8 protein-coding genes, 1 tRNA gene and 1 riboswitch are annotated in these 11,736 nt (G+C 58.6%); of the genes, 4 read left to right on the forward strand and 5 right to left on the reverse strand.

What is annotated here, in order from left to right; genetic code table 11:
• Positions 1-168: 168 nt before the first annotated feature.
• Positions 169-241, forward strand: a tRNA-Thr gene (locus H6G52_RS17415).
• Between the two features lie 41 nt (positions 242-282).
• Here the strand turns inward: H6G52_RS17415 and H6G52_RS17420 are convergent.
• From H6G52_RS17420 to murG, 3 genes are all read right to left on the reverse strand, one after another.
• Complete coding sequence (locus H6G52_RS17420) at positions 283-1,959, reverse strand: glycosyltransferase family 39 protein (RefSeq protein WP_190529987.1); 1,677 nt, start codon at positions 1,957-1,959, stop codon at positions 283-285.
• A gap of 85 nt (positions 1,960-2,044) precedes the next feature.
• On the reverse strand, positions 2,045-3,970 hold the full coding sequence (locus H6G52_RS17425; RefSeq protein ID WP_190529989.1) for a hypothetical protein: 1,926 nt from the start codon (positions 3,968-3,970) through the stop codon (positions 2,045-2,047).
• Positions 3,967-5,058: an undecaprenyldiphospho-muramoylpentapeptide beta-N-acetylglucosaminyltransferase gene (murG, locus tag H6G52_RS17430; protein ID WP_190529991.1), complete on the reverse strand. Its 1,092-nt coding sequence runs from the start codon at positions 5,056-5,058 to the stop codon at positions 3,967-3,969. The genes H6G52_RS17425 and murG overlap by 4 nt, the downstream gene beginning before the upstream one ends.
• A gap of 133 nt (positions 5,059-5,191) precedes the next feature.
• Here murG and H6G52_RS17435 point away from each other — a divergent pair, with 133 nt between their 5' ends.
• Positions 5,192-5,998: a nuclear transport factor 2 family protein gene (locus H6G52_RS17435; RefSeq protein WP_190355775.1), complete on the forward strand. Its 807-nt coding sequence runs from the start codon at positions 5,192-5,194 to the stop codon at positions 5,996-5,998.
• A gap of 61 nt (positions 5,999-6,059) precedes the next feature.
• Here the strand turns inward: H6G52_RS17435 and H6G52_RS17440 are convergent, their stop codons facing one another.
• Positions 6,060-8,963, reverse strand: a complete 2,904-nt coding sequence (locus tag H6G52_RS17440) for a filamentous hemagglutinin N-terminal domain-containing protein (RefSeq protein ID WP_190529994.1) — start codon at positions 8,961-8,963, stop codon at positions 6,060-6,062.
• Between the two features lie 374 nt (positions 8,964-9,337).
• Complete coding sequence (gene smpB / locus H6G52_RS17445) at positions 9,338-9,802, reverse strand: SsrA-binding protein SmpB (protein WP_099532473.1); 465 nt, start codon at positions 9,800-9,802, stop codon at positions 9,338-9,340.
• A gap of 408 nt (positions 9,803-10,210) precedes the next feature.
• Here smpB and H6G52_RS18865 point away from each other — a divergent pair, with 408 nt between their 5' ends.
• Together H6G52_RS18865 and H6G52_RS17450 are read left to right on the forward strand one after the other, a co-directional pair.
• Complete coding sequence (locus H6G52_RS18865; protein WP_255508558.1) at positions 10,211-10,336, forward strand: hypothetical protein; 126 nt, start codon at positions 10,211-10,213, stop codon at positions 10,334-10,336.
• Between the two features lie 51 nt (positions 10,337-10,387).
• Positions 10,388-10,543, forward strand: a riboswitch (Glutamine riboswitch).
• Positions 10,544-10,582: 39 nt separating this feature from the next.
• Entirely contained in the window at positions 10,583-11,050 is a 468-nt protein-coding gene (locus H6G52_RS17450) for a DUF4278 domain-containing protein (RefSeq protein WP_099532475.1), read from the forward strand.
• Positions 11,051-11,736: the final 686 nt, after the last annotated feature.

The raw sequence follows: 11,736 nt of genomic DNA on the forward strand, positions 1-11,736 counted from the left end.
GGGCTAGGGCTGAGTGAGGACGGGCAACACTTGGCGCGCAAGACTTGGCGAGATCGATCGGGGCAGTTTCCGCAAACTTCATCAAACTTCATCAAACTTCATCGCCACCCTTGAAGCGTGATCGGTTGTGGGTTAAAGTATCAAACGTCATCCCCAGGATGGCCAATCGCTGGCGTAGCTCAGTTGGTAGAGCAACTGACTTGTAATCAGTAGGTCAGGGGTTCAAGTCCCCTTGCCAGCTTCTAAATCGGGTTAATCAGGTAGCTCCACGATCAGGCTGGTTTAGGAATCCTTGGTGGCTTCTAGCAGTTGTCCTCGCTCAACGGTGGGGGCAATTTGCCAACCCCGGCCCTGTAGGGATTCCAGGATCTCGCGGGAGGGGCGATAAAGCCAAACCCGATTGCCCAAGGGCTGGCCCGCCAAATCAGCGGGCGATCGCACGAATAGAAACTGCACGGCGGGATTGGTGCGATAGCCCAGGCCGATCGCCCGGCCCACCTTTTCCGGCCCCGTCAGCACCCATTGGTTAGGGCGGTTGGCCAGGGCGGCGGCCACCTGACCATCGTAAAAACTGCTGTATTTGTTCCACCAAGTATCCGCTCGCACCATGGCGATGCTGGAAGCAAGGCTAACCGACACCAACAGCACGGTAACGACTTGACCCACTCGCCGGCCATACTGCCCCGCCAGGGAACGGGAAGCGCGTGGCGTGACCCAAAATTCCGCCAAACTGTAGGCCACCGCCAAAATTACCCCGATCGAGGGGCCCAACAAAAAACGCGGCACGGTCGATCGCTGCCCCCCATCAATCAAGTCGGGAATTGCCAGGGCCAAAAAGGGCACAGCCAACCCACAAAGCACCAAACATTTCGCCGCTTCATTGGCAAATTGGCAGAGAATTCGGAAACTCCAAACCACCACGCCGCCCACTGGCAACAGCACGCCCCACCAAACCCAGCTTGCCAACTGGGCTTCGTCCTGGCCCGTTTCCACATTCACCAGCCGATCGCTCGTCAGGCCCTGCACATCCGCAAACAAACCCACCAAGCCAATCAACCAGCGCCGGCCGATCGTCAGCCAACCCACATCGCGCCCCACCCAAGCCATGCCGTCAAAGTGGATCAAATAAACCACCAACCAAGGCAAAAAGGCCGCACTACCCAGCGCCGCCGCGATCGCCCAAGCACGCATTTGACGATTCCAACGAAACCGTTCCAGCCAGGTCATCCACAGCCCATGGCCAAAAATCGTGAGCGCAAAGGTGGGGTGAGCATACAAACCCAGGGCGATCGCCCCACCATAGGCCAGCCATCCCCGCTGCACCCGTCGCAGTCGGCCCGCCGGGTCAAAGGCGCGGGACTCATGCCAGGCCCGCTGCACCCGCACCAACAGGGCCCCGGACACCAACACCAACAACACCACTAGGCTATATTCCCGGGCCTCTTGGGCATAGACCAAGTGCAGCGGCGACAGACTCAGCAGCAAAACTGCCAGCAGCGCCACGGCCCAAGAGCGGAAGAGTTCCCAGGCCAACCAAACCATGGCCGGAAAGGTGAGCCAACTGATCAGGGCGGCAGTCAGGCGAATTTGATTGATCGCCCGGCCGCCAAACCCGGCCAACACCCTGGCAAATCCATAGAACAGGGGGGGATGTTGGGGATTGTCCGTGGCCAGGGCCACGGTGGTGGCTCGCAAGCCCTCCAGCAAATTTTGATTGGCGGGCAGGGTTTGGAACTGCATCAGGTCGGCCATGGTCACCGGCTGGCGATCACTGGCGGCCCGAGTGGCCCAAGCCACGGCGGTTTCCTTGCCCACACCGGCCACCCGCATGGCGCTATGGATTTCATCAATCCAGTGAAATTTCTGGGACAAGTTGGTGACCCGCAACCCCAGGCCCAGCCCGATTGCCAGAACCAAAACCAGGGACAGCAGCCAGCTCGATCGTCTTAGGGCATACATGGCAAGGTTAGGGGCAACGGCAAAGGGGCAAAATCGCTCATGTCTAGCGGTGCTCAGCGAAATCAGGCGGGTGGCCGAGGGCTAATCAACGGCTGGCCGCGACGGCCACCTTGGCTAGGCATTTCGCATCGAGAACCACCAAATCCGGTTGTTGATAGGCCTGGCAGGGGTGATCGGGGGCTAAAAAGCTGCTCAGGGCTGGCTTTTCGCCGCGATTGAGGCGATCGAGCGCCTCCTGTTGCACCGGTTGAAATTGGCGTAACCAGCGGTTGGCCCGCCGCTCCTTTGCGCTCAGGTAATCGATCGTGAAGGTGTCGCGATCGAGCAGCCAAAAATCAATGCTGTATTGCCGATTGAAAGCCAACACCACCGACAGATTTGGGCTATAGAGCGCTTGCAGCAGATCCATCATCCGTTGCCGAAACAAGCGGTAATAGCCCCAGTGGTAAGGAATGGCATATTCACGGGCCACCAGAACCGATCGCCCGGCAAAGGTGGGCAGATTATCGGCCTCTTTGGCCAAGGACGCAACCCGCAGATCCACCGGCTGGGTCGCAAAAAATTGGTACAGGCCCGGCGATTCTCCCGCGACGTAGTTGGCCTTGGGGAAGCGTTTCAGGCTGAGGGGATAGAGCACTGCACCGCTGAATAGCCCGATCGCCAAGAGCACCGCTAACAAGCGCTTAACCCCTCGGCCAGCGCCTGAGGGCATGGTTGGGGTTGAGTCTGGGCTAGGGAATGGGGCGTGGGCTTCGGGGTTGGTGAATTGGGTGCTGATCACTGGATCGATCGAGCCAGGACGCGATCGACCAGCACCCAAGAGTTGATCCAGCAGCAGCGTCAACACCAAGGCCGCTGCGATCGGCAACATCATCCGAATGCTGTGTTGGGTGTAGCGACCGGGTAAATGGAGCCGAAACAGCAGCAGATGGGCCAAGGTATAGCAACCGATGCCAGAGGCGAGCCAAATGGGCAACAGGGCCAGGCGATCGCTCAGTTGTTGACCCAAACGCCAGCGATCACGCTGCCACCAGACCACCGGCAACAGCAACCCCAAAACCAAGGTGGCCGGTGTGAATGGATCCTTGGGCAACAGGCTGCTGCGTTGCCCCAAAATCCAAAAGTCAAACCAGTTGTCATCAAAAAAGTTGGCCCGGCCACTGGAGAAAAATTCCGGGAGCGATCGTGCTTGGCTGACGGTCACCACGGGGCCATAGTCCGAAGCTTGCAGGGCATAGAGACCCAGAACAGCGATCCCCGCAATCCCACCGCCCAGGGCCAGGCGATCGCGCCGCTGAGTCAGGGTGGCGGCGGGGCCCCAAGGGCTGACCATTAGCGCTCGCAATCCGGCCGGCCACTGCCAGCGCCAGCGCCAACACCAGTCGATCGCCAAGATACCCAAGGCCACCAAGACGTATTGGGGATAGAACAGGCCCAGCAGCCCGATCGTGCCCAAAACCCAACCCAGGCTGGAGCGTACCCAACCCCAGGCAAAGGCTAAAAACAGTGGGTAGAGGAACGATCGGGGGGTGGCGGAGGCCAAGTCATCGGTCATGGCCAGCACTTGACTGGTGAGCACCGATCCCAAAAATCCAGCCACCGGAATCGGCAACAGGGCCGTGGTTAAACCAAAAGCCAACCCCGCCACCACCAACCCCAGCCCGATCGGCAGAATTTTGCTCACCGCCAGCGGATTCAACCCCGCCCAAGCCAGTAACCGGTAGAGGGTGCGATATCCTTCCGGGGCCACGGATTGGAAATAGTCCGCAATCCAATCCTGAGGAAAGAGGGTGGGGTCTAGCCAGCGCTGCATCCAAAACACATGCTGGCGGGCATCGTCTTGGACAATGTAGGGGCCACCTGTGGCCTGGCGATAGCCGGCCCAGCCAATGGCCAGGGCGATCGCCCCGCTGGCCAACAGCCAGCCCCACCAATCGCGCCGTTGGGGCTGGGCCGGAAACAGCCAGCACCGGAGCCGATCGCTCCAAGGGGTGAATCGTGGGGCCGTCATGGGCGGCGGGCTGCGCGGTCGATCGCCGCCGTCATCAACTGGGCCAACTGGGCGGCACTGTCGGGCACAGCCAGGGCGCGGGCCCGCTGGGCCATGGTGTCCAGGCGCGATCGATCCGCCAGCAGCTCCAAAACCAAATCCCGCAGGTGATCGGGAGACAGTTGCCCCTGAGGAAACACCTGTGCTGCCCCCGCTTCCACAAAGACTTGCGCATTAAACGTTTGGTGATCATCCGCCGCAAAGGGATAGGGCACCAAAATCGAAGGGGTGGCGGTGGCAGCCAATTCCGTTAGCGTGCCTGCGCCCGATCGGCTAACGGCCAAATTGGCCCGCCCCAACAGGCTAGCCATATCGTCATAGAAAGGAAGGGCAATGTATTGGGGATGTTCCAAGCTGGCCGCATCCGGATCCCGATCGCCCGTTAAATGCACCACCCAAGCCCCCATCGCAAACCAAGCCGCTGCCACTTCCCGCACCAACCGATTCAGGGCCACGGCCCCTTGGCTGCCGCCAGCCACCACAATCAACGGCGCATCCTCCGGCACGGGCAAGGCCAGCGGTTCTGGCTTCCAGAATCGATCGCGGGCCGGTGTGCCGGTACAGAGGGCGGCAATTTTTCGTTGGCGTAACCGCTGGGCCGCCGCCTCAAATCCCACAGCTACCGTGTCGCACCAGGGGCCAAACCAGCGCGTGACCCGGCCAGGAATGGCGTTGGACTCGTGCAACACCACGGGCAATCCGAGCGATCGAGCGGCCACAATGGCCGGCCCGGCAATGTAACCCCCGGTGGTCAGCACGCCAGCAAACTGCCCTCGCTGCAACAGCCGACGCACCGCAAAGACAGACTTCACCAAGCCATAGGCCGTGGCCAGGGTTTTCCAGCCCAATCGCTCCTGAAAACCGGTCACCGGAATGGTATGCAACGGGAAGCAATCGGGCACCAGCTTGGTTTCCAGGCGATCGGGCACACCAAGCCACTCGATCGTCCATCGATCGGTCAACTCTTGGGCCGCCGCCAGCGCCGGGAACAGATGCCCCCCCGTGCCACTGGCAGCCACTAACAATCGCTGCGGGGCGGTTGCTGTCAAACCGTTTCTCTCTTTCAACCGCTACAATCGGACAGGCAAGGCGGGACTTGATCCCAAAGCGACGCGATCCGGCCGATCGCCCCCTTTGAGTCATCAATGCCGGCCACTTCCCGACTTCCTAAATTATCATTCCATGCTTCTTCGCGCTTGTTACGTCTTGGGAAATCCGCAACCGATCCAGCGGGCTAGCCGGTGGGGACTCGCCCTCGGAGCCAGTCTGCTGATGGCCATGGGCACTGCCGTCAACCCCGCCGCCGCCGTGACGATCGATCCCAGCGTGCAAGCCCTATTGAGCGACATCGATCGCGCCGCCAGCGCCAAAGATGCCGGCTTGCTGCAACGGTTCGCCCCCAACTTCCGCAGCGCCGATGGCCTCAGCCGCGACGAGTTGGGCCGCTCCCTCAGTCAGTTTTGGCAATCCTTTGATCAGGTGACCTACAGCACCACCGTTGAAAAGGCCGATCGCGATCGGGACACCTGGATTCTCGAAACCCGCACCGACATCACGGCCACCAAAGCCAACACCACCCTCGGGCCCGCCAAATTGGTCACGGAAGTGCGGGCCCGCCAAACCATTCAAAACGGCCTGGTGATCCGTCAAGAACTGCTTGATGAGCGCACCACCACCCAATGGGGCAGCAAACCACCCCGCGTGAGGGTGCGGCTGCCGGAGCGAGTGCGCCCGGGGGATACTTACACCTTCGATGCGATCGTTCAAGATCCGTTGGGCGACACCCTGTTGGCTGGCAGCGCGATCGATACGCCTGTGCGCCCGGAACTGTATGCCATTCCCCAAAATGCAGCCCTAGAACCCATTTCCGCTGGAGGGTTGTTCAAGGTGGGGCGCGCGCCCAACAGCCCAGGATCTCGCTGGATTTCCGCTGTTTTGGTGGGCCCCGAGGGCATGACTTGGATTACGGAACGATTGGAAGTGCGCTAGGTAGAAGTGCGCTAGGGATTTGTAGGTATTGGGCAACTAGCCTGATGGGGATTGGGTTGGATTAGTGGGGCTGGCGGAATTGGCGACAGTTCAACGGGAAACCCAACTGGGGCGTTGCCGGATTGGCCACAAGGGCGATCGAACCGTTGGCCCGAGTTACCCAACCCTGGGCTTCAATAATTGGCTCAGAAACTGGCTCAGATGCTGACTCAGAAACTGGCTCAGAAACTGGCTCAGAAAGCGCTGCGGTAGGCACTGGGCGATCGGGTGGATTCGGGGCGATCGCCCGATCAGGAGTACCCGTCGCCTCCCCCGTCAGATTACCGTCCAACCACCGCACATCATCCCAGTAGGCCCCCGCGCTGCTGGCTGGCTGATCGGGTTCCGCCGGTACCCCCCCTCGCCCCGTCACCACAAATCGGTTACCCTCATCCGCTGCGCAACCGATAATAATCGCCGCCGTTGGATCCAAAGTATCTTCCGGTAAGTCAATCAACCCCGACTCATCATTGAAATTTTGGGTGTTGATTTGCACCGCCCCGCTGAAATTTGCTCCCAGCCCCGAAGTGGCCGTGATGTCGCTTTGGGGGGTGAGCTGCTGTCGAAAGGCTGTTCCCACAACCGTATCCGCCTGAATTTCAACGCGCCCGCCCCGCCCCGCCTGAGCATTGGCCGTAATATCGCTGTTTTGCAGGGCCGCCAGGGAAGAGACCTGAAACCGGATGTTCCCGCCATCACTGCGCACGGCGTTGGTGGCGATCGAACTGCCGGCCAACATTTGCAGCGTGTTCACCTGCACATCAATGTTGCCCCCACGACCGGAGGCGGTGTTGGCGGTGATGTTGCCGTTTTCCAAACGTAGGCGATCGCCCGTGATGCTGAGGCTGCCCGCATCCCCCGTTAGGCTGCTGTTGACGGCAATTTCTCCTTGGTTGCGAATCACCAAATCGCCCACCTGTAGGTTCAAGCTGCCGCTGTTGCCCGTGGCAGTGATTTGGGGCAAATCTGCCCGCCCGGAAACCGCCAACAGCCCGCTGCGGAACCCATCAGCTGATCGCCCACTAATTTCCATGCGATCGGCTTTGATGGTGATGTCTCCCCCTTGGCCCAACCCCAGCGAGGAACTAGAGAGGGTTGCGCCGTCCAAAACCCGTAGGAATGGCGTTTCAATCAACACGTTGCCGGCCGGATATTCCGTGAAGGTATCGGTGGCAATCCCACTGGAGAACAAGCGATCGCCGGAACTACCAATCAGGTCAATTTGGCGGGCGGCCCGAATCGTGATTTCACCGGGTACTCCTCCCATTGCGAACACCCCGATCCGAATGTTGGCCCCGCTCTGCCCCCCAATAAATGCCCCATCACGCACCGTGAGGGTATTGGTTTCAATGAGCATGGCTCCGCCCCGACCATTGCCAGCGATGGTGTTTGTAAAAATCCCACTGGCCACGGAAGCAAGGGGCACTGCATCTTTAATTTCAATGCTGTCTCGGGCTTGCACCGTCAAAGCGCCGCCGGGGCCATTGCCTAAATTCACCGTCACCAGTAGCGCTCCCCCCTGCACCAGCAAGGATCCAGCACGAATGGTGAGGGTGCCGCCTTCGCCCGTGGACTCGCGAGCATTGCCCGTACCAATCAGGGAGCTAGCCGCATTCGTTTGCTCGGCATCGATGATGATGTCGCCGCCTCGGGCTGCGCCAAAGGTAGGCGCAAACACAACGGCCCCATCGGCAACTGTGAGGTTGCTGGTATTGAGCCGAATGGAACCCCCATTCCCCAGACCGGCGGTGTTGATGTATAGGCCAGCGATGCGAACTTCGGGGGTAATTTGCCCCACCAGGCTGCCGCCAACAATTACCTCGTTCACAAACTGCAATCCTAGGCCGCTGAGGGTGATGGCATCGGTGGCACGAATATCAATGTCGCCGCCCTGGCCGGAGGCAAAGGTGCTGGCGGAGAGGAGGGCGGGCCCTTGGGTGTTGAAGCGGTTGGCTTCAATGACGATCGAGCCACCTCGGCCGGAGCCGCTGGTGTCGGTCACGATCGCACTGGGCTGTTGACCAGTGGGATCAATGCCCGCCACCACCACTTGATTAGCCCCGATCGCGATTCCTCGGCCGTTTATTTCTCCTTGCGTGAGGGCCGTGACCGTGGAGCCGTTGAGAATCGCCACTTGACCCGCCTGAAGATTCAGCAGGCCACCGCCGGGGCCGCTGGCATCGATCGCGGCTTGCTGATCCAAATTGATCACGCCGCTGCGTTGGGCAGTACCCAGGCCGATCGGCCCGTTGGTTTGCCAGCGCACCGTGCCACCGGCCGCACTGATCAGATCAATTTGCCCTTGGGGAGCCACGGCCCGCCCACCCGCCAAGTCGATCGCCCCGCCCACCAACGACAACCGCTGGGTCGGAGCCACCACCAAGCTCCCCAACAGCCGAATCGGAGCCGGTTGCTGACCTAACTGCAACCCCAAGGGAACCTGGGAAGACAACAGCGGGGGCCCACCCGATCGCCCCGCATCAAAGGTCACCCCATCACCAAACACCAACCCTTCGGCCGTGCTGGCCCAAAATGCGCCCCCCAGTTGCAACTGGGCATTGGGCCCAAACAGAATTCCGTTGGGATTCAGCAAAAAAAGATTGGTGGAGCCATTGGCCCGAAGCGTGCCCAAAATCTCCGACCCTTGGCCACCGGTCACCCGAGTGATGGCGTTTTGCACCTCCGCGCCCGTGTTGAACCAAGCGGTCATGCCCTCAGGGACCGAAAAGCGCTCAAAGCTGTGGAACAGATTCCCACCCGATCGGGTGCCCCCGTCGATTTGGATGGTGTCGCCCGTGGTTTGGATGCGCGACGGTTCCGGCAATGTGCCATCAGGGGCGATCGGCCCCACTTGGGCCCCGGCAGCGCCTCCCCAAAGCCAAGCACAACAGCCCGCCGCCAGCCATCTTCGCCGCAAATTTCCCATCGTTTTTTGGATCGGTTTTGGGCCTATCTGACCCATTTGGCCAAGGCCCCTCCCCAGGAAGATAGCAAACGGCCACCGGGTGCTGAGGCTCCCCGCGTTTGCTGTGTTCACCCGATCGCCAGTTATGAAACAACGCATCCAAAACGCCTCATGGGCGGTCAAGCAAGGAGTCCGCCTTGCTGTGTTATACCAACGGCCCGAGACACACCCGCAAAATCAACCCACTTCAAACGAGCAAATAACGATCAAATCATGAAAACAAATTATGAAAATTCATGATCGAAGATTCATGCTCGAAAACGCATGATCGAAATCCATGATTGAAATTCATGGCCAATCAACCATCAAACTAACCGACTAACCGACTAACCGAGCTACCGCTTGAGGGCCCGTTCCATATCGCGCTGATCTTGCTTGCGCTTGAGGTCTTCCCGCTTGTCGTGCAGTTTCTTGCCTCGGGCCAGCCCGATCGCCACCTTGACCCATCCCCCCTTCAAATACATGCGCAAGGGAACCAGGGTCAGCCCCTTTTGATCCACCTGTCCTACCAGTTTGCGGATCTCTTCCTTGTGCAACAGCAGCTTGCGCGTGCGGCGAGGGTCGTGGTTAAAGTAGCTGCCCGTGGTGTCGTGGGGCGAAATATGCACATTCAGCAGCAACGCTTCGCCATTGCGGATGAGGGCAAAACCATCCCTGAGGTTCACCTTGCCAGCCCGAATGGACTTCACCTCAGTGCCCTTGAGTTCAACCCCCGCCTCGTAGGTTGCCAAAATTTCGTACTCGTAGCGGGCTTGGCGGTTGTCAGCGACAATTTTGTACCCACTTTGCTTGTCGGCCACGCTGTTGATTAACCCTCCGTCGCGCTCTGAACCCAGTCGGAAATTTGCAGGTTGGTCACTGGACTCAAGCCTGACCGGGATCGATAGGAGGTCTATTCTAACCGCTGATTCATCTCAAGCGGCGCAGTACCGGGATTTTGCAAGATTTGCGAGCCGATGGCGGTGGTGATTAGTGGCGATCGGTAGAGATCAGTAGAGATCAGTGACGATCCGTGGTGGTGATGAGTGGGATTGCCCAAAAACTAGGCAAGCAATTGGGCAAGAAATTAGACAAGCAATTTAGACAAGAAAGGAGGCAAGGCGGGAACCAATCAACCTTTCAGCCAACTTTCAGCAACCTTTTCGCCAAACTTTCAGAAAACTTTTCGCCAGACCATCGCGATCGAATCCTCAACTTGCGATCGATCCATGATGCAGTTTCCAAGGTTCTCGATCGCCCTCAGCAGTTTCCAGGCAAGGGTTTTGGGCGAGGGCCAACGGTTCGATCGCCGCCCATTCATCAGCCCCAGCGATCTTTGCTTCACAAAATATTAAGTGCCCCTTGACTATTTTGGGCTTAAACCGTATCTTTAGATACAGAAACCAATCGTTCATCTTTCCCCGCTAACACCACAGCTCGCAGGTCACCCTTGCAGCCGTTAGTTAGAAAGAAAGACGGAAGTAGGGATTCTAGGTCAATGTCGATTTTGGGTTAAGTCCTAACCACCGATCCACAACCCGCAAATCCCGAAGGAACGCGCCTCAGTCAGATCCTGAACGCATCTCCTGGAGGCGATCCTCATGAAACTCATTTATCGCGGTGTCCGGTACGACAGCACAGAAACCCCTCTGCCCACGGTAGAAACGGGCCACACTGGTCGATATCGCGGATTGGAAGTGCATTTTCGCCATGCCGAAAGCATTCCGCCGCAACCAGTCAATGATCTGACCTATCGGGGTGTCGCCTATCGCACGGGCGCTGAGGCCTTCGCGCCCAGCAGCGTCCCCGCTAGCCGCCCCGTCACTTCGCCGATCAGCCAACCCCTTACCGCAGGTTCTGTTATGTCTACCCAATCGATCTCCGCTCGTGCTCGTGTCCAAATGATGTCCCGTCATCATCAAGCCGCTGCTCGTGAACAATTGGCACTCGATCGCGCAGCAGCCGAATTGGGTCTGGGCCACCTGTCGTCTACTTTCAGCCGCATCCAAGGCAAAATGCAGCACGACATCGCCATCTCCTGCGAACCCAGCTCCGTCGCCATGAGCTAAGCAACCCTCGCTGGGGTTTGAGCCACCCGGAAGTCATTTGGGTTTCGTTGAGTGGTTCCTAAGCTGAATTGTCTTGAACTTGTCTCAAACCTTTTTTGTTGTGAACTCTTTCTCGAATGCTGTTCGGTAGAGCAGGGTATCGGTTGAATGAAAGGTTCTGATCCAAGGTAGTTGGCTTGCGGGCTGGCTGCCTTGGACTCTTTCCTGAATTTGTTCTGGCTGATATTTTGCGAAACTCGAATATTTCAGTGAGCGTTAGCCCCATGCCCCCAGTGCTCCTTGAGCAGGTTGGGGGTATTTTTTTGGGTTTTTCGGTGGGACAAAACCCTTGCTAAGATGCGGGTGGGAATGGGGCGATCGCCCGTTGGGGCTTTTTCTGTCCCTATCTTTCGGGATTTATTTCGGGGTTTACAGCCTTTACCTAAATAATTGGCACGCCATATCACAGACGCTATGAAGCAACGATTCGGTGGGTGTTTCGGTGGGCAATGCCCACCCTACGGGTTTTCGGCATTTATTTCGGAATCTCTTTTTGAAGATTGATTTTTGGGAAATTTCTGAAAATCTATTTTTAGAGCTGATTTATAAAGACAATATTAATCAGCCATCCCCGCTAATCGTTTCACCATCAAATGCATTAAGCAGCCGTAGATCATCCCTTCGCTCGTCTCCGAATACAACTCATA

It is taken from the genome of Limnothrix sp. FACHB-881, assembly GCF_014698135.1.
In the GTDB taxonomy this organism is placed as follows: Bacteria; Cyanobacteriota; Cyanobacteriia; order CACIAM-69d; family CACIAM-69d; genus CACIAM-69d.

Coding starts and splice junctions, on each gene's coding strand:
- H6G52_RS17420 (WP_190529987.1), bottom strand. CDS start 1,959: ATGTATGCCCTAAGACGATCGAGCTGGCTGCTGTCCCTGGTTTTGGTT.
- H6G52_RS17425 (WP_190529989.1), bottom strand. CDS start 3,970: ATGACGGCCCCACGATTCACCCCTTGGAGCGATCGGCTCCGGTGCTGG.
- H6G52_RS17435 (WP_190355775.1), top strand. CDS start 5,192: ATGCTTCTTCGCGCTTGTTACGTCTTGGGAAATCCGCAACCGATCCAG.
- H6G52_RS17440 (WP_190529994.1), bottom strand. CDS start 8,963: ATGGGAAATTTGCGGCGAAGATGGCTGGCGGCGGGCTGTTGTGCTTGG.
- H6G52_RS18865 (WP_255508558.1), top strand. CDS start 10,211: ATGATGCAGTTTCCAAGGTTCTCGATCGCCCTCAGCAGTTTCCAGGCA.
- H6G52_RS17450 (WP_099532475.1), top strand. CDS start 10,583: ATGAAACTCATTTATCGCGGTGTCCGGTACGACAGCACAGAAACCCCT.